General features: G+C 39.8%; 23 protein-coding genes. 4 read left to right on the plus strand and 19 right to left on the minus strand.

Going from position 1 to position 24216, the window contains the following annotated elements:
* Window positions 1-2: 2 nt before the first annotated feature.
* Genes I7X29_RS09150 through I7X29_RS09170 form a run of 5 tightly spaced genes read right to left on the minus strand, consistent with a single transcriptional unit; the run spans window position 3 to window position 4098 of the window.
* The gene (locus I7X29_RS09150) at window positions 3-980 is read right to left on the minus strand and encodes a cation diffusion facilitator family transporter (RefSeq protein ID WP_198474190.1); all 978 of its coding nucleotides are present in this window, start codon (window positions 978-980) and stop codon (window positions 3-5) included.
* Between the two features lie 24 nt (window positions 981-1004).
* Window positions 1005-2414 carry an alkaline phosphatase gene (locus tag I7X29_RS09155; protein ID WP_198474192.1) on the minus strand — a complete coding sequence of 470 codons (1410 nt, stop codon included), beginning with the start codon at window positions 2412-2414 and terminating at the stop codon, window positions 1005-1007.
* Between the two features lie 10 nt (window positions 2415-2424).
* On the minus strand, window positions 2425-2574 hold the full coding sequence (locus I7X29_RS09160) for a hypothetical protein (RefSeq protein ID WP_009412469.1): 150 nt from the start codon (window positions 2572-2574) through the stop codon (window positions 2425-2427).
* A gap of 13 nt (window positions 2575-2587) precedes the next feature.
* Window positions 2588-3637, minus strand: coding sequence for a thiamine-phosphate kinase (thiL, locus tag I7X29_RS09165; RefSeq protein ID WP_198474194.1), 1050 nt, complete (start codon window positions 3635-3637; stop codon window positions 2588-2590).
* Window positions 3634-4098 carry a DinB family protein gene (locus tag I7X29_RS09170; RefSeq protein ID WP_009412471.1) on the minus strand — a complete coding sequence of 155 codons (465 nt, stop codon included), beginning with the start codon at window positions 4096-4098 and terminating at the stop codon, window positions 3634-3636. Before I7X29_RS09170 ends, thiL begins: the two co-directional genes overlap by 4 nt.
* Before the next feature lie 139 nt (window positions 4099-4237).
* Between I7X29_RS09170 and I7X29_RS09175 the strand changes: the two genes are divergently transcribed.
* The 4 genes from I7X29_RS09175 to I7X29_RS09190 all read left to right on the plus strand — a co-directional run bounded on the left by I7X29_RS09175 (window position 4238) and on the right by I7X29_RS09190 (window position 10489).
* Complete coding sequence (locus tag I7X29_RS09175) at window positions 4238-4684, plus strand: hypothetical protein (protein ID WP_198474196.1); 447 nt, start codon at window positions 4238-4240, stop codon at window positions 4682-4684.
* A 441-nt stretch (window positions 4685-5125) separates the two neighbouring features.
* On the plus strand, window positions 5126-8197 hold the full coding sequence (locus tag I7X29_RS09180) for a SusC/RagA family TonB-linked outer membrane protein (protein WP_198474198.1): 3072 nt from the start codon (window positions 5126-5128) through the stop codon (window positions 8195-8197).
* Window positions 8198-8202: 5 nt separating this feature from the next.
* The gene (locus tag I7X29_RS09185; protein WP_009412475.1) at window positions 8203-9573 is read left to right on the plus strand and encodes a RagB/SusD family nutrient uptake outer membrane protein; all 1371 of its coding nucleotides are present in this window, start codon (window positions 8203-8205) and stop codon (window positions 9571-9573) included.
* Window positions 9574-9718: 145 nt separating this feature from the next.
* Window positions 9719-10489, plus strand: coding sequence for a lysophospholipid acyltransferase family protein (locus I7X29_RS09190; RefSeq protein WP_198466652.1), 771 nt, complete (start codon window positions 9719-9721; stop codon window positions 10487-10489).
* On the opposite strand, the gene I7X29_RS09195 is transcribed toward I7X29_RS09190, so the two are convergent.
* The 14 genes from I7X29_RS09195 to I7X29_RS09260 form a co-directional block, all read right to left on the minus strand.
* Window positions 10446-11162 (minus strand): hypothetical protein, encoded by a 717-nt coding sequence (locus I7X29_RS09195; protein WP_198466653.1) that lies wholly within the window; start codon window positions 11160-11162, stop codon window positions 10446-10448. The genes I7X29_RS09190 and I7X29_RS09195 overlap by 44 nt on opposite strands.
* A 12-nt stretch (window positions 11163-11174) precedes the next feature.
* Window positions 11175-11459, minus strand: a complete 285-nt coding sequence (locus I7X29_RS09200) for a winged helix-turn-helix domain-containing protein (RefSeq protein ID WP_009412478.1) — start codon at window positions 11457-11459, stop codon at window positions 11175-11177.
* Window positions 11452-12045, minus strand: coding sequence for a hypothetical protein (locus tag I7X29_RS09205; protein WP_198466654.1), 594 nt, complete (start codon window positions 12043-12045; stop codon window positions 11452-11454). The genes I7X29_RS09200 and I7X29_RS09205 overlap by 8 nt, the downstream gene beginning before the upstream one ends.
* 118 nt (window positions 12046-12163) lie before the next feature.
* Window positions 12164-12748, minus strand: coding sequence for a riboflavin synthase (locus I7X29_RS09210; RefSeq protein ID WP_198466655.1), 585 nt, complete (start codon window positions 12746-12748; stop codon window positions 12164-12166).
* A gap of 34 nt (window positions 12749-12782) precedes the next feature.
* Complete coding sequence (locus tag I7X29_RS09215) at window positions 12783-13226, minus strand: hypothetical protein (protein WP_088593807.1); 444 nt, start codon at window positions 13224-13226, stop codon at window positions 12783-12785.
* A 2-nt stretch (window positions 13227-13228) separates the two neighbouring features.
* The gene (locus I7X29_RS09220) at window positions 13229-13795 is read right to left on the minus strand and encodes a Panacea domain-containing protein (protein WP_088593808.1); all 567 of its coding nucleotides are present in this window, start codon (window positions 13793-13795) and stop codon (window positions 13229-13231) included.
* Between the two features lie 18 nt (window positions 13796-13813).
* The gene (locus I7X29_RS09225; RefSeq protein WP_198466656.1) at window positions 13814-14809 is read right to left on the minus strand and encodes an NAD(P)H-dependent glycerol-3-phosphate dehydrogenase; all 996 of its coding nucleotides are present in this window, start codon (window positions 14807-14809) and stop codon (window positions 13814-13816) included.
* A complete protein-coding gene (locus tag I7X29_RS09230) occupies window positions 14806-15189 on the minus strand; it encodes a type II toxin-antitoxin system VapC family toxin (RefSeq protein WP_088593810.1) in 384 nt (127 codons plus the stop codon). The genes I7X29_RS09225 and I7X29_RS09230 overlap by 4 nt, the downstream gene beginning before the upstream one ends.
* A complete protein-coding gene (locus I7X29_RS09235; protein WP_198474200.1) occupies window positions 15176-15373 on the minus strand; it encodes a hypothetical protein in 198 nt (65 codons plus the stop codon). The genes I7X29_RS09230 and I7X29_RS09235 overlap by 14 nt, the downstream gene beginning before the upstream one ends.
* A gap of 18 nt (window positions 15374-15391) precedes the next feature.
* Window positions 15392-15928 (minus strand): DUF1599 domain-containing protein, encoded by a 537-nt coding sequence (locus I7X29_RS09240; protein WP_198474202.1) that lies wholly within the window; start codon window positions 15926-15928, stop codon window positions 15392-15394.
* 38 nt (window positions 15929-15966) lie between these two features.
* On the minus strand, window positions 15967-16446 hold the full coding sequence (locus I7X29_RS09245) for a hypothetical protein (protein WP_198474204.1): 480 nt from the start codon (window positions 16444-16446) through the stop codon (window positions 15967-15969).
* A gap of 136 nt (window positions 16447-16582) precedes the next feature.
* Entirely contained in the window at window positions 16583-18052 is a 1470-nt protein-coding gene (locus I7X29_RS09250; RefSeq protein WP_198474206.1) for a DUF4832 domain-containing protein, read from the minus strand.
* A gap of 86 nt (window positions 18053-18138) precedes the next feature.
* Entirely contained in the window at window positions 18139-19722 is a 1584-nt protein-coding gene (locus I7X29_RS09255; RefSeq protein ID WP_198474208.1) for a glycoside hydrolase family 31 protein, read from the minus strand.
* Window positions 19723-19884: 162 nt separating this feature from the next.
* Window positions 19885-24015, minus strand: a complete 4131-nt coding sequence (locus I7X29_RS09260; RefSeq protein WP_198474210.1) for a response regulator — start codon at window positions 24013-24015, stop codon at window positions 19885-19887.
* Window positions 24016-24216 lie beyond the last annotated feature (201 nt).

Below are 24216 nucleotides of genomic sequence, written 5' to 3' on the forward strand. Positions count from 1 at the left end.
TCTTATTGATCATTTATTTTATGTTTCGCTACTCCAGCGATGTTTTTCACGTCCCACTGTATAGTCTGTACAAAAGGTTTTTCTCTAAAGGGACAGTCGATAGCGCATATTTTGCAAGAAAAAGGCTTGCAATAGTCTAAGTGAAAGTTGAATTCTATAGTTCTATCTACTTTTTCTACCAATAAATGAATCACCTTTTCCATTTCTTGATGTGCTTCTTTTAAAGAATAATAGTAAGGCAGAGTGATATGGGCATCAATATGCAAGTGAGCCCCAAACTGCTGAATACGCATATTGTGAATGTCTATCCACTCGGTTTTGCGGTTAGCTTGCAATATATTTACGAGTTCGGCAAAGAGGGCTTCGTCGCGCTCGTCCATAATACCACTAAGGGCTTTACGTACAATCTTCCACCCTATTACTATGATATAACTACCAAAGCTAATAGCAATTAGAGGGTCGAGCCATAACCAACCGGTGAAGTGTACCAACACCAAACTCAGTACAATAGCTGAAGTGGCAAAAGTATCTGATTGCAAGTGTTTGCCCGCACTCATTAGTACTAAAGAGTTCTCTTTTTTCCCTTTTTGGTAAGAAATATACCCCATAGTGTAATTCACTATGGCGGTAGACCCAAAAAGGGCAATCCCCCAGCCTAATTTATCGAGATGTATTCCCTCTATAAGTGACGAAATAGCTTCGATGAGGATGAGTACTCCAGCGATAGCGATGAGCATCCCCTCAATGCCAGCGGTAATAAACTCTACCTTGCCGTGTCCGTAAGGGTGGTCGGTATCGCGAGGTTTGTTGCAAAGGTATAGCGAATAGAGCCCCATAAAGGCGGCAATGATATTCACAATGCTCTCCATCGTGTCCGAAAAAATAGCGTTAGAATTGGTAATATGCCACGCTATCAACTTCACGATGAAGAGCAATGTACCTATAAAAGTAACGAGCTTTTGAAACTGAAAACTTTTCACCCTCTAATTTCTACTTCCTAACTTCTAAACTTTAACCTCTGCTGCTTCCAACAAGAAATTGTGTATATCGGTATTGCGCATAAAAGGTTTTAGGCGTTCGCTACCAGGTCCATACATTCCCAATTCAGTGTAATCGGATGAGTGATCCATACTTATCCAGCCTACGGAAGTATGAGCTTTTTGTATTTCGGCAAACAATCGGTAAGGGAGGTGTTTGTAGTTGTACAAGCCGTCTTCTTTTCTTTCGGTTTTAGCGTAATAACCTAAGAGTTCTTTAGCTTGTTCCTCACTGATGTTCATTCCACCGCAGTATTGAGCAACGTGCTCACGCACTTTGGCTACCGAGTCGTTAGAGTTGATTTGTTGTAAAATCCAATCGTTAGAATGGGTGAAGTTTTGCAATCTGTCAAAATTGTCGTTACAATCTTTGCCGTAGATGAGTCCAGGGTTAGCATTACCGTGGTCGGAAGTAAGCACCACAAGAGTGTTGCCGTCAGCTTTAGCAAAGTCGAGTGCTACCCCTATAGCCTCGTCAAAAGCAACTTGGTCGTAGAGCAAAGCTCCTATATCGTTAGCGTGTGCAGCCCAGTCTACTTTACCACCTTCGACTTGTATTACAAAGCCGTTAGGGTGATTTTTGAGCTGGTCGATAGCCTTGGCGGTCATCTCGGCAAGGGTAGGTGATTTAGCTTGTTCTTCACTGCTTTGAGCGCGATCGATAGAGTAGGGGAGGGCATCTTCAGCAAAGAGTCCATAGAGAGGTTTGTTAGTAGGCGCTTTCTGCATTTCACTGCGAGTGCGAGCTACTGTATAGCCTTTTTTCTTCAAAGTGTCAAAAAGGTCTTTTTTATCTTTGCGGTGGGCAGGATCGAAGTATTTGCTACCGCCCCCCAGCATCACATCAAAACCTAATTCGGTGTAGTTGAGGGCAATCTCGTCCATAGCATTACGGCTTTTGCTCCACGTACAGAAGCCTGCCGGAGTGGCGTGGTTTACCATTACGGTAGTGACACAACCCACTTTCTTACCTGCTTTTTTGAACTTTTGCAAGATAGGCATATTCTCTTTGCCATCCGGACTGATATTTAGGCTACCGTTCTTTACACGTACGCCACCGCCCCAAGACGAACTTGCTGCCGATGAATCGGTTACTACCGAACTCGCCGATGCCATATCCATTACGGCGCGTTGAGCGAGGTTCTGTTCGTATAGCCCCATCCAATGAGAAGGACGACCGAATTTGCGTTTGAGGTACAAGTCAGCCATTACCAAAGTGCCGAAACTCATACCGTCACTCACCATAAAGATGATGTTTTTAGTGCGTTTGTTTTTATGGGTTTCCCCAAGGGTTTGCGCTTGTAAATCAAAGGAAGGCAATACTAAGCCTCCTAAAGCTGCTAAAGCCCCATTTTTAAAAAATGCTCTTCTTTTCATAATAGTTCTTTTATGATATGTTTAATTTCTCTTTTAATTCCGTAGGAAACTTAGCACGTTGTAAGAGTTCTTCAGCAAGTGCTAATTTCTTTGGGAAAAGTACTTTCCCTTTAAATTTATCAAGACTTTTATCTATTTTTATATCTATCTTTTTATTCATCAACCATTAATCATTATTCATTACTCAAAGCGTTCCACCCTCTCGCTATGATTGGGATGAACTGTCCTGCACGAGTGACGAGGTTTACGCCTTCCCCTTTATCAGTAATGTAACCTATTACGCTAAAATTGGGGTTGCCTTTAATTTTGTCGTAATCGGCTTGAGCAATAGTAAAGAGCAGTTCGTAGTCTTCACCGCCACTTAGGGCTATGGTAGTGCTATCTAAATTGAACTCCTCACAAGTGCTAATCACTTGTGGGTCAAGCGGTATTTTATCTTCATATAACCTACAACCTACCCCCGATTGTTTACAAATGTGCAAGAGCTCTGACGATAAGCCATCGCTCACATCCATCATCGCAGTAGGTTTTACACCCAATTGTTTGAGCAGTGGCGGAATGTCCTTGCGGGCTTCGGGTTTGAGCTGGCGTTCCAAAATATAAGAATACATCTCTATATCGGGTTGAGAGTTTGGATTTACCTGAAAAACAGCTTTTTCGCGCTCCAATATCTGCAAGCCCATATAGGCGCCCCCTATATCGCCTGTGAGCACTATAAGGTCGTTAGGATGTGCCCCGTTGCGGTATACCAAGTCCTCTTCATTAGCTTCGCCTATTGCCGTTACCGAGATGATGAGTCCGCGTGTAGAGGAAGTCGTGTCGCCCCCTACCAAGTCCACTTTGTAACGATCACACGCTAAGCGAATGCCCGCATAGAGTTCTTCTAAGGCTTCCAACGGAAAGCGATTAGATACTGCTATCGATACCGTTATTTGGGTAGCCGTTGCGTTCATTGCATAAATATCGGATACATTCACCGATACCGCTTTGTAACCCAAGTGTTTCAGCGGTACATAACTGAGGTCGAAATGAACCCCCTCAATGAGCAGGTCGGTAGAGACAACTGTTTTTTTATCTTTAAAATCCATTACCGCGGCATCGTCACCTACGCCTTTAAGAGTGGAAGGATTGTGGATTTCAAATCCCTTCGTCAGGCGGTCGATGAGTCCAAATTCACCCAAATCGGCTAATGAGGTGCGGTGTGGCGTTTTATCTTCTATCATTTAGCAAAGTAGTTTAAAGCAATTACCACCCCAAGGTGCATACCCTCGTGAGTGTTGTTGAAATGTATTGCATCTTCTATACAAGTGAGCGCATAGCCATAGCTGGTAGTATAAGGGGTAAAGTTAGAGAATACTCCGCGCTCGTAGTCGGCTTGTAGTTGTTTTTGGGTACTGATGAGCAGACTGCGCAATTCTTGAATTTCGTCAGCGGTAGGGATATGCCCATCGGGATAAGTGCCTTTTTTATAAGTATCTACAAAAGTTTCGGGTACAACGAAATTGAGTCCTGATAGTTTGTAGCAGAGTATTTGTTGTTGTGCCACGCAGTGAGCGATGTTCCACCAGATATTATTGTGAAATCCATTAGGGATTTGCGCTAATTGTTCAGGAGTTAGGTTCTCCAAATAAGTTAAAAGATTGTTGCGGGTTGCCACGTGTAGGGCAAATACTTGGTCTGTCATTATAGTGAAAATTTAAGAGTGAAAAGCAAAAAGCTGCTAATCACTGTATTTCAGCGCAAAATTACAAAAAATAGACCAATATATCACTATATTTGGAAAAGATTTGTATTTTTGCGCCCTAAATTTAAAAGAAAGCTTTATGTATCAACTAATTAAACAATTACACTCATTCACTGCCTATATAGTATTAGCTGTGCTTATTGCGGCGGTAGTTAATGCACTTATCGGTTATTTCAAGAATAAAAAATACTTTGAGGTAAAAGACCTCCGTTTAAGTTTGTTTGCACTTGTTTTCTCACATATACAAATGTTATTAGGTTTGTTACTATATGTAACAACGCCTCGTTTGCAGATGTGGGGTGAGGGGGCTAAAGTAGTGATGAAAGACTCCTTATTGCGCCTTCTGTTGTTAGAACACCCTTTGATGAATATCATTGCCATAGTGCTCATCACCGTTGGTTGGGTAAAACTCAAAAAGCAGACTGAGGTGCGCCAGATGTTTGGCAAAATAGCCTTGTTCTACGGTATAGCTTTAGTGCTATTACTTTCCAGAATTCCTTGGGGATTATGGTTAGGATTTTCATAATAGATTTCGTTTTTTAACGAATTATTTTCAATAAAATACAGGTCTCTCGTTGTAAAATAGCTTTGCAACGAGAGATTTTTTACGTTTATTCAGATGTTAAATATAGTTAAAATTTGAAGAAAAGAGTATTGATTTTCTTGGTTATAAAAAATACTTATAACAGTATATATGTTATTTATATTATTGAAAATAAGATACTTAATACAATTTTTAGCAATGTTGTAATATAGGTAAAAAATTAAGATGAAAAATGAGATATTTTTATTAAAAAGTCTATTTTATTGAGAATATGATAAATTCTTAACTGAAATATTGCGATTTGTTCAAAAAAATAGTTTCACTGAGAAGTATTTAAGTCTGTAGAAAAAAAATCTGATAGTATTTGGATTCTTGTAAAATTATTCTATAACTTTGCGGTGTTAAACTATAAAATTAATAGCGATGAAGAAAAAACTATTTTACGTGTTTTTATTCGTTCTTTTCTTTTCAGCAGTCGCTACTGCACAAGAAAGGACGATTACAGGAACGGTGCGTGATGCCAACGGATTAGAAATGTTGGGTGTAGCCGTAGTAGTAAAAGGAGAAAACCACGGTACCGAAACTGACATGGAAGGTCGTTACAGTATCAAGGCAGCGCCAGGTAAGACTTTAGAGTTCTCATTTTTAGGAATGAAAACCCAAAGTCACAAAGTTGGTACTTCAAGTCGTATTGATGTAGTACTGCAAGAAGAAGCAGTAGAGATCGGCGAAGTAGTGGTTTTGGGTGTTGTTAAAAAGAAAGCAGCCGAATCCACAGGAAATACTGTACAGTTATCAAGTAAAGATATAAGTACACCTTCGGCTATTTCTGTAGACCAAGCTCTGCAAGGGAAAACTCCAGGAGTGGTAATTAACGCTGCTTCAGGAACACCAGGAGCAGAACAAACCGTGATGATTCGCGGAGTTGGATCTATGAATAGTAGCAATAAACCTCTTTATGTGATAGATGGTGTGCCAGTAATCACAGAAAACTTAACAGAGGATAAAGATACATTTTCTTCAATGTCAACCCTTGCAAGTATTAACAACGAAGATATAGAAAGTTTAACAGTGCTCAAGGATGCTGCTGCTACAGCTCTTTATGGGGCGAGAGGCTCTAATGGGGTTATTGTTATTACAACCAAATCTGGTAAAAGAGGAAAGACAAAGTTTAATGTAAATACCTCAGTGGGTTTTCAAAACGATGCGTATTTTAAAAGGTCTCCTCTTACGGGTGACCAACGCTATCATTTGTTAAAACAAGGATTGGCAAACCAATTTGCAAACAGAGGTGTAACTTACGACAACGCAATTGATTTTGCCCACACCAATGGTTTGAGACTTAACGGAGCAGAAAACTTTAATAGTGCATTAAATAACAACAATTGGTCAGAACTTATAAAAAACAAAAATGCTGTAATGACTTCTGCCGATATATCGGCCTCTGGAGGAGATGAAAAAGGAACTTACTATGTATCCTTGGGGTATAACAGAACAGAACCTACTGTAAAAGTATCAGACCCTTTTAAACGTGTATCCGGAGTGATAAAAATCAACAGAGATTTGAATGATAAATTGAAGTTAGAGGCTTCAGTAAATGGCTCTTGGGTATCTCAAAATCCTATTGCTGAGCAATCAGCTTTTTTTACGAATCCTTATCTAGCAAAAGTAATGATGTCGCCTTGGGCAAATCCTTATAATGCCGATGGGTCGTATAATGTTACCACATTTAATAGGTATACAGGATTGTACAATTACTTGTATCTACAAGAACACGATATAGTAAAGAACAATACCCTAAGAGGATTGGTGAACTTTAAAGTAGATTACGAACTGCTTAAAAATTTAGTATTCTCTACTCGTGCCAATGTAGATTACATTTCATCAGATTATAAAAGCTATAGAAACAGAATACACAGTGATGATGATAAACAAAATGGGTCTTCACAACGTATAATGACTCACCACGCTACTTGGGTATATCAAAATACCTTATCGTATAATTTCAATGTAGCCGAGAAACATAAATTTGGTCTTACAGCACTTTATGAATATCAAAAGTACAAAAAGAATTATTTAGAAGGTTATGGTTCTAATATAGCCGCTGATGGTTTAACCAATCTCGTTTCTGTAACAAAAGAAAAAAAAGTATATTCTACTTTTGAAGATTGGGCGAATGTATCGTTGTTAGGAATGCTTAACTATTCTTATGCCGAAAAATATATTCTTGACGCAAGTATTCGTAGAGAAGGATCCTCTCGTTTTGCAAAAGGAAATCGCTACGGGAATTTCTGGTCATTAGGTCTTGCTTACAACCTTCATAAAGAGTTTGAGGCCCTTGGGAAAGTTTTTAACGAGTTAAAATTAAGAGCTTCTTATGGGCTTACAGGGAACTCTGGGGTAGATTTAAACCAATACCAAGTACTTTTAGCCTATGATGCTGATTATGCTGAAAATGGAGCTGCCTACCCCAAAACATTAGGAAATGACGACCTTACTTGGGAGAAAAACCGTACTTTTGATGTAGGGCTCAATTTTGCACTATTTAACCAGCGCTTAAGAGGCTCTGTTGCATATTACGATAAATATACTTATGATTTGTTGCTAAACGTGCCTTTGTCAAGAACTACAGGTTTTGAAGAACAAGCTATTAATACAGGAGCAATGAGTAATAAGGGTATTGAGGCTTCATTAGGGGTTGATATTATCCGTAATAAAAACTTCACTTGGAACTTGTCGGCTAATATAGCAACAGTTAAAAACAGGGTAGAAGAATTGGCAAAAGACGGTACAGGCGCCGATGTAGACCCAACAGCAGGGAGTGCATACAAACAAACCAAAGTGGGAGAAACGTATGCTTATTGGTATATGCCAACTTGGGCAGGTGTCAATGTAACTACAGGGGCTCCTGAGTGGTATGCCAAAGATGGCAAGAAAACATCAGACTATAACCTCGCAGAGCGAAGATTCCAAGGTATTGCCATTCCAAAATATTCAGGAGGTCTGTCTACTCACCTTCAATACAAAGGGGTATTTTTAGATGCTACTGTTTATTTTACAGGAGGGCATAAAGTATACGAACGATTTGCTCAATTCTATTTGAGAACCAATAATTTTACAACAGTAAATTATAATGGAGATGCCGAGTTATTAAACGCTTGGCAAAAAGCAGGAGATGTAACCGATGTGCCAAAAATAACCTATTCAGGCGCTGATAATTTCCACGATGTTTCTTCTCGTCACTTATACGATGGTACTTTTGCACGCTTGAAAGACATTACATTGGGCTATGAAGTGCCTTCTAAATACTTAGAAGGAACAGGTTTTGATGGAGTTACCTTTACCCTTAGAGGAACTAATCTTTATACTTGGGTGAAAGACAGCGGTCTAAAACTTGATCCTGAAGTGGGTAATAAAGGCAATACAATGGGATATACTACCCTTACAGCACCACCTGTAAAATCTGTAGTATTTGGTGTTAATTTAAAATTCTAAACAAAATGAAAAAAGTTATATACACACTATTTAGCACAGCTTTGTTAGCTACAAGCTGTGCCGACTTAGACCCTACATTGGAGCAAGATAAAGAGTTAGGGGGAAGTATCAATTCTGTAGAAGACGTTAGAAGTGTTTTAAACTCAGCGTATAATCATATGAGTTCAAGAGAGTACTACGGAAGAGATGTGATTATTTTTGGAGAAGTGCGTTCCGATAATGCATACTCCGATGCAAATTCAAACCGTTTTGTTACGGTTGCTAAAATGGCTATGACTAAAACAGAGAACGACCCTTCTACTGCTTGGAAGCGTATCAATCAAACAATAGTATCCACCAACGTAGTTATTAATGCTGATAGAGCAAAAATCACGGGGGATGTTACTACGCTGAATCATTATTTAGGGGAAGCTTATGCCATTCGTGCTTTAGCTCATTTTGACTTGCTGAAACTTTATGGTCAACAATACCAACAGTCTGACAGAACAAAAGCATTAGGTGTTCCTTATACAAAAGTATTTGGAAAAGCCATTTATCCAGCTCGTGAAACGGTTCAGCGTACTTATGAACTTATAATGGAAGACCTAAACGCAGCTATTAGCAATTTATCAGCAAGCAAAGATGACGCTTCTGCTCACTACATTACTACTTTTGCAGCCTACGCTATCAAAGCGCGTGTAGCTCTTTTCTTTGAAGATTGGGCAATTGCTCGTGATGCTGCTAAGTACGTAATTGATCACAAAGGTTCTCGCTTGGATATTGCAGATGCTAACGATTTTGCAAAGACTTTTACTACTGATAATACTAAAAATCAAATTTTTTCTATTGCTAATAACGATAGTGATAATACAGGTAATAATAGTTTAGGAAATATTTATTTTGGGACTTATGGAGATGTGGTAATGCTCAACGATTTGTATTCAAAATACGAAACAGGAGATGTTAGAAAAGCTCTTTTTTCCGAAGTAAAAGCTGGTAAAACTTACAGAATGCGAAAACAAACTGATATCATAGGTTCACAAGATATACCTGTTATTCGTTATGAAGAAGTGGTGCTCACTTATGCCGAAGCTCTTTTCCGTTTAGGTGATACTGCAAATGCCCTTGCTCAGCTGAATTTAATACCTGCAAAACGAGGTGCAACCGCTTATACATCGGCAACTCTTGAGAATATTTTGTTAGAAAGACGAAAAGAGTTTGCAGGTGAAGGCTTCCGTTTTTATGATATTGCACGAAATAAACAAGATATGCCTCTTGTAGATGATGCTTTACAAACTTATGGAACAGTAACCTATGGAAGCTATAAATACTCATTTCCTATTCCAGATGACGAAATGGGAGCTAATGGCAATATGAAGCAGAACCAAGGTTACTAACTTCAAAACCTTAGTTGTTGCTGTTTAGTAAACTAAAAAGTAGAATAAAATTAGAAAAGGCTGTCCGAAAATAAACGGATAGCCTTTTTTATAAATTGTTGTTTATAAATATTTGCGTTATCTTTGCCCCCTGAAGATAAGAAAAATGAAATTTTTGAAATACACTTTTTGGCTACTTTGGAAATCTTGGTTTTATGTACTTGTAGCCTCTATTATACTACTCCTTTTGCCCCTATTGCTCGTTCTTACTGCTCATAAAAGGTGGTATCGCGCTTTGTATTGGGTAATGCGACATCTCTGGGCAACCCCTATATTGTACGGTATGGGCTTCTTTCCTAAAGTAAAACGCGAGTACACGGTGCCTAACGATCACCATAGCTATATGTTGATTGCCAATCACTACAGTATGATGGACATAATGCTGATGCTCTATTGCAGTAAAAACCCCTTTGTGTTTGTAGGGAAGAAAGAGCTCTCTAAATTACCCTTATTTGGTTATTTCTACAAGCGGGTGGCTATAATGGTAGATAGAAAGAGTCCGCAGAGTAGGAGGGAGGTCTACGCCCAAGCGATGGAGCGCATAGAGGCAGGTTTGAGTATTTGTATTTTCCCTGAAGGGGGCGTACCCGATGATGAGAGCATTGTACTCGATAGTTTTAAGGACGGGGCTTTTCGCATTGCTATACAGTGCCAAATACCCATAGTGCCAATGGTGTTTTACGACACTAAAAAGCGCTTTCCTTTCCGCTTTTTTGCAGGCAGTATAGGCACAATGCGAGTGGATGTACTACCGCCTATTTCTACCCAAGGCAAAACCCTTGACGATAAAGAGATTCTACGAGAAGAAGTGCGTGCGTTGTTATGGGAGAGACTTATAAAATCTTCTGGAAGAACTGATTCTGAGGGAAAAGAGTAGCCCCCTTGTTAGCAGTTTCTTTAGCTTTTTCCTTTTCACCTTTCTTCAGATAGAAACTCACTAATAGTTGATAGGTGTCCTCATAACCCCAACTCACGGGACTATCCTTAGGTGTTTTGCTGAATAGGGCGATGGCTTGCAGGAAATAATTTTCGGTTTTGCGTTGCCCACCATACATTTCGGGAGTGTGCATATCTTGTATACCCTTCACTAAAAAATACCGCGGATTAGCTTTGTCTATCGATAGCGCTTCGTCTAAATCATCGTTAATTTTCATTGCTTTTTGGTACATATTGGCATTAGGAGCTACAAAATTTAAAGCATAACTTTCACAGAGAGCTAAAAGCACCCAGTCCTCAGCATCTTTATCGGTTTTCTTTTCCAATAACTGAACAGCTTTCTCTATATCGGCTTTGCCAAGAAGGCGAAGAGCCTCATTCTTTACATTTCCATAAGTGCCTAACATAGAAGCTTTGCGATACAAAAGATAGGCTTTCCAATAATCGGAAAGTTGCTTTTCGTTCTTTTCGTAAAAGTCACGCAAAGGCTGCTCGCTCTTTTGTTGGTGAGCAGTGGCTAAAACGGAGGCGACTTGTGCATCCGTACTTTGTGCTGTAGCTATGCCGCTGAACAATAGCCAACACATTAAATACAAATTAAAATACTTCATCATATTCGTTATTTTTTAGAGTTTGAGATAACTTTTTAAGGCTTCTACATAGTTTTCAAAGGCAAGCAACCCTTTATGCGTGAGTTGAAGTTCGGTGTTTGGGTAATTGTCCTTAATGGATTTAGTTACTGTAACATATCCTACAGCTTCTAACTTTTGTATTTGCACCGATATATTTCCCGATGTAGCTTTAGTAACCTCTTTGATGCGCACAAAATCAGCTTTTTCTTCTGATATTAACAAAGAGACTATTGCCAAGCGGAGTTGTGAGTGCAAAATGGGGTCAAGTTCGCTAAACATTTTGTTGCTTTTTATAGTGAATATAGAGTTGAACACCAGGAATTAAAAACAGTAAACACGCTAATACCGATGAGAGTAAAGGTAGATACACACCATATTGACAATACAAAACGGTATAGATAATTACGATGGCAATGAGTGAAGTAGCGACCCAAAGGCGCATTTTCAAATGTAAGGCAACTGCCAAAGCTACAAAAGCAAAAGGAAAATAGATCGTTAACAAGGCAATTTCGTAATGATTCCACAAGCTAAAAGGCATACAAAAACTGAGCAATGCCACTATTCCTGCCACACACCACGCCCAGTCGAGCCAATCGGCAGAAAGAAAAGCTTTGCGCTGTTCTCCTCTATTTCTCAAGAGGATTCCAAAATTAATTACAAAGCCTAAAGGCATCAATACTGCCCATACCATTCCCGATTGTTTAGGGTAAAAATTGCTGATGAGCATTGTAAACTGCACTATTCCTGACAGTGCGATGAGTGCGCCCCAAAAGAGCAAGAAAAAGCCATTGGCTTCATACTTTTGTTTGCGTTGCTGGATAATCTCTTGAATGATTTTCAAGCTATCGGAAGGCTGTAATTCCATAACATTAAAAGGTTTTTACGTTCAAATACGGGGCAAAGATAATTAAGTTTATTTTATAAACCAAATTTTTTACCTAAAAAAATTGCCAAAGTCTTTGAACTCTGGCAAAATCTATATTTTATCGTTGCATAAGTCGGGCGACATATTTACCAATTACATCGAATTCTAAATTTACAATGCTACCTATTTGTAAATGTTGTAGATTGGTATGCGCTAAAGTATAAGGGATTACTGCTACGCTAAAACTATCACGAGTGGCATCGACTACTGTGAGGCTTACGCCATTCACAGTGATAGAGCCTTTTTCAATCACTACATTACCCGTGGAAGGGTCGTACTGAAAAGTAAAACGGGTGCTACCGGCTTCTTCTTGGATAGCAATACAAGTGCCTGTTTGGTCGATGTGACCTTGTACGATATGTCCATCTAAACGGGTGTTGAGGAGCATACCGCGCTCTAAGTTTACTGCATCACCTACTTGCAAACTGCCCAAGTGGGTTTTGGCAAGGGTTTCGGCAATGGCAGTTACTTGGTATACATCGCCGTCGATAGCTACTACGGTGAGGCATACCCCATTGTGGGCAACACTTTGGTCTATTTTTAGTTCATTAGTAAACGAACTTTTTACGTATAAATGCAGATTCGCTTGTTTGCGTTCTATTCGTACGATTTTACCTATTTCTTCTATAATTCCTGTGAACATAAAGTTAATTAGCAAATTAGTTAATTAGCAAATATTATGGGAGTAGTTTTTTATATTTTCTTTTTACTGATTTAGAGTTTCTTAAACATTCAATCAATTCATTGAATAAAGATACTTTCATTTTTCCCCATATTTTATAATCACTTGTTTCGTTAGGATATAAATCTTCTAACAAATCAGTAGTGTATTCGTCTAATAGATGTCCGTATAGAAAAGTTGGTACGCTAAAATGCTTTCCATCTTCAGTAATTTCAGTAGAAGTAGAAAGTACAAAACAATTGAAATTACTACTTTCACATTCTATACAACCGTGTTCAATTATTAATTTTTCGGGGATGTAATCCTTACTTGTAGGCAAAGAGGCAAGAATACTTTTGTTGTTGATATTTTTTAATACTACGAAATATTTATTCTTAGCTTTATTACCATTTTTAAAATAAAAAGGAGTAAAATATATAATGGTTCTTTCGGTAAACATTTTTAAAACTGTTCGATATAATCTTCATAAATAGCTTTTTTGCGTGGGTCGTTTGCTACCAAATCGGCTAAATTGAGATAAAGATTGGTACTGTTAATCATTTCATTTTCTAAAAGAGCTAAAACATTATGCTCTTTAGCAGTTTTGTTCCATAGCGAGTCTTCATTATGTGTGTAAGTAACTAATTGTTTAGCAGATTGATTTCCAAAACGCTCTATCACTTCGTCTAATAAATTTATATCATTATCAGAAAATTCATCGTCGTTGAATGATTTTTTAGCAGAAAGATATCCGTTTTTATCGGATTTTATAAAAGGGGATAGCAGAGTCATTTCTGATGATAAATCAATAAATATAGGTTCGGCTACGGGACCGAACTTCCATACTTTATAATCCAAATTAAAGAAAGGAATTCCCGATTGTTTGATAGAGAGCTCATCTAAAATATACAACAACTTCAAAAATTTTGTTTTTGATAAATGTTGTATTCTTTCACTCAAATAGATTGCTGTGTTCCCTATTTTGTTGAGTTGCGCTTCACTATATTGTGTATAAGTTTCATTTTTCATTACTTCTTACCTATTTATCTAATCCAATTCTCCGGTGAGTTCTGAGAACACTATACTCGCTCTTTTGCCTTCGTAGAGCACTTTGTAGACGGCATTGAGTATGGGGGTACGGCTTGGTTTTTCTTGATTTTTGTTGATGAGATAAGCGCTTTTGGTGGCGTAATAACCTTCGGCTACCATATTCATTTCAGCCATTGTACTCTTTACGGTATAGCCTTTGCCTATCATCGTGCCAAACATACGATTGCGACTGAAAAGCGAGTAGGCAGTTACGAGTAAATCACCGAGATAAGCAGAGTTGTTGATATTGCGTTTGATTTTGTAAATATGCTTGATATAACGTCGCATCTCGCGAATGGCGTTGCTCATCAGTACACTTTGGAAGTTATCGCCATAGCCCAAACCGTGTGCAATACCCGCAGCAAGGGCATAGATATTTTTGAGCATAGCAGCGTATTCAATACCTACCACATCGTCGGATATTTTGGTTTTCACATAATGGCGTTTCATAGCTTCAGCCATAAAGCGTGCTTTTTCCTCATCGAGACAAGCGATTGTGAGGTATGATAAGCGTTCGAGGGCTACCTCTTCGGCGTGACAAGGGCCTGCTATAACTCCTATCTGAGCATAAGGTACGTGATGTATTTTATTGAAATAATCACCTACTATGAGTCCGCTTTTAGGTTCGATACCTTTGATAGCAGAAAAAATATTTTTATTAGATAGCGGTTCGGTGAGTTTTTCTAATTCATCGCTTAAGAAAGCTGAAGGGATAGAGAAGACAATATAATCGCTAAAAGCTACTGCCTCGTTGATATCGTTAGTGAGGTGTAGCTTGTTGATGTTCAAGTGTACGTCGCTGAGGTAGTTAGGGTTGTGTTTGGTTGCTTTGATGTGCTCAATAGCCTGTTCATTGCGCATATACCAACACACTTGGTCGATATTGGCAGTAAGGATTTTGATAAGGGCAGTTGCCCAGCTACCGCCGCCTATTACAGATATTTTAGATTTCATTGTTCTTTGTATAAGGTGATACCTTTAATAAGTTTAAAGTGTTTAAGGTTGTGGGTGTATACAGGCAAGTTGTAATATACTCCTGTTGCACCGATAAAAATATCGGGGAATTCAAGACTATTATCCTTTTTGATAACATCAATAGAAAGTTCAGAAATACTTTTATTGATATGGAGTACTTTTAGAGAGTCCATAAAGGCTTTGATTTCCTTTCTGTCCTCACGAGTAAATTTTCTAAAAGCACTAAGCCAATGTACGATTTCGATGTATACAATAGGAGTGATATATACATTTTTCAGTCCTATTATATTGATTTGCTTCATTACTTCAGGATCGCGAAATAGAAGTTTGCTAATGATATTTGTATCACAAATTACCATATAATTCTTTTCTGTTAAAAGGTTTGATATCGTACTTGCTAATGATAGCTTGAGCTCTTTCAGCTAATTCTTCTATTGTTTTTTTCTTTTTAGATGTAGCCTTCTTTTTAGTAGGCATTACAAGTCCTAAGCCTCTGCTGTTGCTGGCTTTGTGTGTAGTTGTTATTGTAGCTGTTGTAGGCATAATATTTACAATTAACAATTAATAATTATTGAGGTGGATGAGGGCAAATACAGCGTAATTTACTATATCTTGATAGTTAGCTGCAATACCTTCGCTTATGAGTGTTTTACCTTGGTTGTCTTCAATTTGTTTTACACGTAAGAGTTTTTGTAAGATAATATCGGTGAGAGAACTCACACGCATTTCACGCCATACTTCACCGTAATCGTGGTTTTTAGCTTCCATTAGGGTGCGAGCTTCAACTACTTTGGTATCGTAGAGGGCTGTAGCTTCCTCAACATTGAGGTCGGGTTGAGAGGCAATGCCTTTATCTATTTGAATGAGTGCCATTAATGCATAGTTGATAATGCCTATAAACTCGGTAGTTTCGTCTTCGTCTATTTTGTGTACAGCGTTTTCTTGTAATCCGCGAATGCGTTGTGCTTTGATGAAAATTTGGTCGGTGAGAGAGGGGAGTCGCAATATACGCCACGCGCTGCCATAGTCTTTCATTTTATTGATAAAGAGACTGCGGCATTGTTCAATTACTTTGTTATATTGTTCTATGGTATTCATTTTATTTAGGTAAGAGCTAAGAGGCAAGAGATAATGTTTTATTCTATGATTATAGTGTATTTAGGGTCGATATTAGTACGAGGGTCGAATACAAAGTCAAAATAAGCGGCATCGTCTTTTTTTCCTTTTATTTGTTGTTTTACGCGCCCAATTTCTATGTTTTGTTTGTTAAATACTTTTACCATTACGCTACCTTCAAAGTCTTTTTCGAAAATGAGGTAGAGAGAAAGTTTATTGTCGTTACCATTTTCATCACTAACGGTGTGATGACCTAATTTTAAGCCTCGTTGGGTGAGAGTTTCAGAAAGTTTTAGTCTTGAATTACCTGATTTGTCAATGCCTTCTCCTATACCATCGCCGAAAGAACGTGCTGTACTTCCTACGATTTCGCCTGCTTTAGTAGCGGTTTTATTAGCGATTTCTTCGGTAGTATTGGCAGCTTCTTTGGCTGCATTAGAAAAGAAACTACAAGAGCTAAAAGTTGTAGTTATAGCAAAAAATGTGATTATTTTTTTCATTATTGTTCTTATTTTTGGGCAAAGGTATAAATAATTTGTCAATTAACCAATTTGGTGATTGGAAAATTAGTCGTCAAACAAACCGAAGTAATCTGATTTGTTTGACGACTAATTATTAATTTCTAACTGCTAATTTCTAATTCTTAATCTTTATTGAGTGAATCTTGTTGTAACCTGTTGAGGGTTCCCATACTTCTTTATTAGCTAAACGGATACTATACTCGGGGCGAGAAGATAGACTCTTGTAGGGGTCGGGGAGGTTGAGATATACGTTGTATTCTCCTGCGGTAAGATTTTTAGGAAGACTTATCTCTGTACCTACTTCGGTAGTGCTGCCTGCTGCCCATCGGCGAGGGTCAGTATTTACTTTGAAAATATGTTTTTCGCCAGTTCCTTTCTTTGTAAGGATTATCTGTACATCACGCGGATTAAAAGGTGCTGCAAAACCTTCATTTTTAATCTTCAATTGCAGTTGTAATTTTCCTCCTACTTTGATATTTTCATTGAATTTTCCCTCAGTAAGCACAAAGCGATAGCCGAGACGTCTTTTGATTTCGTCCATACACTTGTTTTTCCAAAGGTTTAGAATCCCTTCATAATAGTCTTGGTTGAGGTAGCTCCAATGGTAGGTAGCCATATCTTTTAGGGCGTTACTACACTCGGCATAAGAAGAGTAGCCTGATGCCGGACGGCAAGTTTCGCCCCCCATTACTACGTATTGAGTTTCATTGGCTACATATTTGCGATGCTCTTGTATGTGGTGGTAGGTGCCTGTATCGTCGTCATCGGCGAGGAAACAATCGTTGTGAAAACCTATACGAGAAAGGTCACTACCGGTAAAAGCTGTTTGAGCCGTTAGAGCATTCCCTACGCCTATATTTTGAGTGTAGAGTTTGGCTTTTGGGTAACGCACACTTACCATTCTATCCTTAGGTAAAATGCTCAACTCTTTGGCTAATACCTTCTTGCGCGGTTCATACGCTTGGGCGTTATTAGCAGGCTCAAAGGTGTAGTGATTCGTGTAATACCATTCACCCCACACCCCTACAAAACCAGATTCCCACACGGCTATAATATCAGCATTTTCTTTGATGATAGGGGCTAATTGATTGAGATGTTTTTCTGTCCACTGCCAAGAAGCGTCTCCTTTGCCATTGTTGTAGTCGTTTTGATCGTACGAATAGGCAAAGCGCAACACAACCTTGCTACCTCCTTCGCGAATAGCACGCATATTATTGCGAATGCGATTTAGAAAGCTTTCTGAAATAGGTTGCTCGCGAAACTCATTCATATAATAGATGGTGAGTACAAGGCTAAGTCCCTCTTTTTCTCTTTTTTCTTTTACCCAATTGGCATTTAATTGCCAGCTATCACTTTTTTGATCTTGGTGTGTTAAAAAACCTCTTTCGGGGTTTAAGAATATTTCATTAGTAGGCTGGTAATTCACTATTTGAGTGAGTTGGGTATTAGGGGGTAAGGGTTGGGTAGTTTGCGATTGAGTAGTAGGTGACTGTGTACCTCCTCCATTGTTAACGTCATCTTCTTTGCTTTGGCAAGAGATAGACACTGCTAATAAAGCGCATAACGTTAAAAAGCATTTTTTCATATTATTGAATTTTTAATAAGGTTTTCTTTTGTAAGGGCGTTTGCAAAACGCCCTTACACTGGTTATCAAAACGCTATTATAATTTATTACTTAATCTTTACAAAATAAGGCAATCGCTCCAAAGGTACTTTTAGGGTGTATTCTTTACATCCTTTGTACTTCTTGCCTTGTTCGTCTTGCCAAGTGCCTTTGGGGAGTTTTACCGTGCGAATATCGCTTTCGGTCATTACAGGGGCTATTAAATACTTATCACCTAGCATATATTGGTCTTTGCAATTAGCGAAACCCTGATGAGGAAAAGCATACTCCATACTGCGCACAATAGGTTCTCCTGTTTGTGCCGATTTTTTAGCTTCGGCTATGATATAGTCGCCTAATTGTTCGTGCCATTTGGCGTATTTGATACAGATAGCCAAATTCTCTTTCGAGAGAATGCGCCAAGGTGCTACTGAGAATTGCATCATAGGCATCATCGAATGTATTTGGCAAGAGCGCACGATGAGCTTCTGATTGAACTTAGTAGGGTCTACATTCAAGAAACTACCATATTCCCCTCCGCCTATCATATCGGGGCAGGCAAATGCATAACCGTTGAGTCCTGCGGCTATCATATCGGGGACTAAACGGGCTACACCGTCCCAAGAGTAGCTTTTGTCCCCCAAACGCTGTACCAAAGCTTGTCCGCCTAATTTCCAGCAAGCACGGAACTCGTTGTAGGGGAATTCTAAGCCTAATTTACCCCAGAGGTAGGTCTGCTCGGTATCGTAAGATTTTTGGTCGAAAACCTCTATATCTTCCGCCAAATAACGCTCTGGGTCACCTCCATCAAACTTAAATCCATCGATGCCGTATTCTTTTTGTAGGTCTTTAAGCATATTCACAAAGTAGGCAAAAGCTTCGGGATTGCTGAGGTCGTAGCAAGCGCTGAGCCCATTCCACCAATCGAGGATAGCAGGGGTGTCAGCTCCTTTTTTCTTCACTAAATAGCCTTTGTCACGCAAAAAGCGGTATTCTTGGCTATCGGGCGATACAAATGGGCATACCCATACCATCACTTTGAAGCCCATTTGGTGGAGCTGGTTTATCATTTCCTTAGGTGTAGGGAACTTATCGGGGCGGAATTGCCATACACCATAGTCTTTTTGCCAGTTGTCATCAATCATTATTACTCCCGTTGGCATTCCGTTGTCCAGAATAGCTTTGGCGTAGGCTAAAACGTCCTTTTCGTTCTGATTGTAAATAAGTTCTATCCAAGTGTTGTATTGCGGTTTGGTAAAGAACACTTCGGGGGGGATTACCCCAGAAGGCGGAAAGTATTGTTTACTCACTGCCTGATAGGCACTTTTAAGGGTAGAGCCTGCTGTGTGGCAACTCACCTCAGCCCGTGAAGGCGTGATAAGTATCTTTCCTTCTTTAAATTGGTAAGCAAAAGGAGCCTCCGAAGTGATGTAACGCCCTTGATTAGAGTACAGAAAGGGCACCGATTGATTGTTAAAATTCTCGGTGCGCAAGTTGTAAATGCGCTCCGATGGTTGGTAAGGCATTTCTTTGCCTACGCCCGTAAAGCCACCCCACCATTGTTCATTGGGTAGTAGGGTGATTTCAGTGGGCTGTTGTGCACTCGCCCATAGCGAACTGCACAAAGTAATAAAAGCAAATATTCTTTTCATTTGTATGTTTTTAGGTGTTAGTTGCCCCCGACCCCCCGAAGGGGGACAATCCGAAAAAGTGATAATGTACTGTAAAATTAGTTATTGATTATTTCTTAAAACTTATTTGTATTATTAGCCGTTAGCTTTACTCATATACTTAGCTGTGAGCCCTCGCTGGCTTTATCTCTTACCTGAGATAAATTCTGAGGGTGATACCCCAAATTGTTCTTTAAAAGCTCTTGTAAAATACGACGGACTATCGATTCCCACTTCGTAGCACACTTCACTGATGAGTTTATCAGTAGTTTTGAGCAGTTCGGCAGCTTTGTCTAAGCGTATTTTGCGAATGTAGTTCGCCAAGGTAAGCTCTGTAGCTTGTTTGACAAAGCTGTACAACTTAGTGCGGTTCATACCGAGTTCAAGGCAGAGGTTATCTACCGAGAAATGTGGGTTTTGCATATTGGTCACTACCAAGTGAGTGAGCTTGTCTAACTGTTCTTGTTGTTTTTTATCAATCACTTTCTGACGGATATTCTCAATAGGAGCGTGTTGTTTGCTCTTGTTGAGCAAGTTGCGCACATTGGTTTTGAGCAGTTTCACATCAAAAGGTTTCGTAAGGTAGGCATCAGCTCCTAACTCAATTCCTTCTATTTGCGACTCTACTTGCGATTTCGCCGTGAGCAATATCACAGGGATAAAGCAGGTTTGCAGGTTCTTTTTCAGGATAGCACAAAGCTCAAATCCGTCAATTTTAGGCATCATCACATCCGATATGACTAAATTAGGAAAATGCTGATTACACTTCTCAATGGCTTGTTCACCGTCGGAGGCGAGAATGATGTTGTACTCTTTGATAAAGATGTTTTTGAGTATCATCAGTACCTCGTGATTGTCGTCTACTAAAAGCAAGGTAGGTTTATCTTCCTGAGGCAAATTTAACATTTCGTCCTCGTCTTCGCATATATGTTCATACTCAACCGCATAGTCCGATAAGTATTCTTTCAGCTGAAAAGCACTGTCCTGTAACTTCTGTTCGGGCAATAAGTAACTATCGTCCATAGGGAAGGTGATGATAACTTCGGTACCTACATTGGGCTTACTGCTAATGATAATCCCACCGCGATGCGCTTCAACTAATGATTTTACCAAAGAAAGCCCGATGCCCGAACCTACTCTTTTTTGCCCCAACCCCTCTACACGGTGGAAGCGTTCAAAGATTTCGGATAAGGCATTCTTCTCCAACCCTACGCCTTCATCTTGCACTTTTACCACCAACTGTTTGCCTGGCAAGGTATGCATAGTGTTCTCAAAGGCGTTCTTGTAGAGCGGTGTGAGCTCGCTCAAATTCTCTACCGAAATCGATAAGCGTATAGTGCTTCCCGCATTGGAGTACCTAATAGCATTGGAAAGAATATTCGAAAGTATCTTGCTAAAATACTTCTCATCTAACCACAACTTTACTTCTTGTTCAGGTAGTGTTAATTGCAACGTTATAGCCACTTTGCTTGCCCACTCCTTAAACTCGTTGTAAATGGCTTGCACATAGCTGTTTGCCGAAATATAATTGGCTTTTAGCTGAGGTGTATACACGTCCATACGGTGTATTTCAAGCAGTTCGTTCACCATATTACTGAGCTTACCCGTATTGCGTTTGAGGGTATGCACATACTTATTGGAAGGCATTTCCTCTTCCATTTCAGTTACTGCGTGGCTCATTAGGGTAAGTGGTGTACGGAACTCGTGTGAGACGTCTGTAAAGAACTGCATTTTCATCTGCATTAGCTCTTCTTTATGTCGCTCTTTTTCCTCTTGTACAGCTATGGTATGTTTCATTTGCGTCCATCGCATAAAGTACCTGAAACCTATGTACAGCAAGCCTGCAAGGGCAAGTGCATAGAGGGTGTACGCCCACCACGTAAGCCAAAAAGGAGGCTTGGAAACCACTGTAAGCTCGGTCTGCGCTCCGCTCCACTGTTGCCAATCGCCTACCTCTACTAATAGTTTGTAAGTACCATAAGGGAGCTTTTGGTAAGTGGCGTGTGGGGCAGGGTCATTCACGGCTATATAATGCCAATCAGTGTCGTAATCCTCTAATTTATAACGGTAGCGCAACCGCTGAGGGGCATTGTATGACAAAGTGGTGAAGTACACCGAAAAATCGTTGTTCGGGTACGCTATCGAAAGCGCATCGGTAAACTCTATACACGAATTGACTACTTTGCCGTTGTTTTCAAACCTGCTAAAATGTACTCTTAGGTGAGCTGACGAAAACATTTGCGCTTGTGGTTTGAAATAGTTAAAGCCGTGTGAGCCTCCAAAGTACAGATTCCCCTCAGCATCTTTGCAAGAGGAAGCCGTCCCGAAACTGTGTCCTTGCAAGCCATCGTTGTTGCTGAAAGCCGCAAAACGTTTTAGTTTTGTATCAAAGAAACTCAAGTAAAAGCCTCCACACCACACATTGCCAAAAGCATCTACTTCCACACTTTCAATATCGTTAGAGGTTGCCCCTTCATCTATGCCGTAATGTTCCGCAGTATAAGTGAGTTTGCCATTAGCGTTATCAGTGAGAACCACCTTGTTGAGTCCGCTACCCATAGTGCCTATCCAATAAGTATCTTTGTCTTTATCAATTGCCCAAAGATAATTACTACTCAGGCTGTGCGGGGTTTTAGCGTCGGCAACGTATTTGAGCACACGCACTACTTCACCTTTGGCATTGAGTTGCAATCGGTTTAACCCCATTACTGAGGTTATCACCAGTTCGTTCTTAGCCTTATCCACATATATTTTGTGAAGCTTGTTAGTAGATAACCTACGAGGTTCAGGCGTTGTTTCGGTAAAGGTGTAGACGTTTTGCCATTGTCCTTTTTGCTCTTCAAAGCACTCCAATCCTGAATAGGTAGTAATCCACAAACGGTGAAAGGTATCGAGCTTGATATCAAATATATAATCGTTGCACTGTGTTGCAAACGAACCGATAATGCGTCGGCTTTGCTTGTCTATCACCCATACCCGTTCGCGAACCGATACGTACAAGTGTGCTTTATCGCTCTGAATACTCGTAACGTTAGGCGAAAGCTCAGGAGCATTGCAATAGTGCTCGTCTAACTGCTGACTCTGGGTGTGAAACCTAATCACTCCGCCGAACTTATTGCCTATATACACAAAACCATCGGGGTCGTAGTGCATCGTGCTTACAAACTCCGAACCCACTTTGCTTTGCGGTTTTATCCATACCGTCTTGAAGAACGCATCGCGCGTACTGCTGTACGATACACCATTAGACCAAGCCGATACCCACAAATTGCTCTCCTTGTCTAAGAACACACTGTTGATATGATTGCTTGCCGAGTACGGATTCAAAGGCGAGTGACTGTGTTCTTTCAGCAGAGAAAGACTGTTTTTATCCAACTGAAAGATACTTTCTTCATTCACTACCCACACGTATTGCCCGCTCAGTGTAAGAGAAAGCAAATGTTTGTTCAGGTCAAATTCCTTTTTAGCAACTATCGCATAGGTGTTATCGGGCTTACAGGCGTACTTCACTAAGCTATCTCGGTAAATCACCCACAAGTAGCCATCGGCATAGAGCATCTTTACGATACCCGAACCTATGTTGTTCACCTTTTCAGGTAGGGCTTTTAATCTGCCCTTGTCACGAACGTAAGCCGATAACCAAGGGAACCCCGAAAGCCACACTTCTCCTTTTTCGCTCACTGCTATTTGCGGATTGAGTTGCGAAGTAGTGAGTTGTGAGGCAGAGCCAATAGGCAATGTTTTTAGCGTAAGTGCCTTCTCGCGCTGATTCCACACTACTTTAGCACGCCTAATTTGGTTTTCGCTCAAAAGCCAAAGTTCATTATTTGTGCCTTTTTGTAAGAGTTTTACTTTGGTATAGAAAGCCAAATCAAGAGGGTCGTCTATTTTGAAATTGACAAACTGTTTGAGCCGAATATCAAAACAAGCTACTCCTGCTTCGGTAGCTACCCAAAGGTAACGCCCCATAGGTTGCAAGCTGTACACACGGTTGTAGTACACCGAGTTGATAGGGTCTTGCTCGTACTTGTAGGCATCAAGGGTATAGCCATCGAAACGGTTGAGCCCTCTGTGGGTGCCTAACCAAATAAAGCCCAACGAATCCTGAGCAATGCAAGTAACGTTGTCGTGCAACAAGCCTTCATTGCGCGTAAGATGGTGGAAAAGGAAAGTTTCTTGCGCTTGTGTTCTCACCACCACCCCCTCTGTGAAAGCGATAGGAAAGAGAAAATGCCACAACAGCAGGATTCGCAGGAGCTTTATCGTTCTGTCCATTTGTTAAAAATTCATTTAAAGGGCAAAAATATTAAACAATTGACAATTAACAATTAATAAATAACACAATTGTCATTCGTAACTCGTCATTCGTAATTATTTACGGTGTTACTGTAATTTTGATAGTCCGGTATTCAGTGTTGTACTTGTACTCGTTGGCACTTACAGTTCCTACATCAGTTTTATAGCCGTCTTTTGAAT

Source organism: Capnocytophaga periodontitidis (assembly GCF_016126015.1).
In the GTDB taxonomy this organism is placed as follows: Bacteria; Bacteroidota; Bacteroidia; order Flavobacteriales; family Flavobacteriaceae; genus Capnocytophaga; species Capnocytophaga periodontitidis.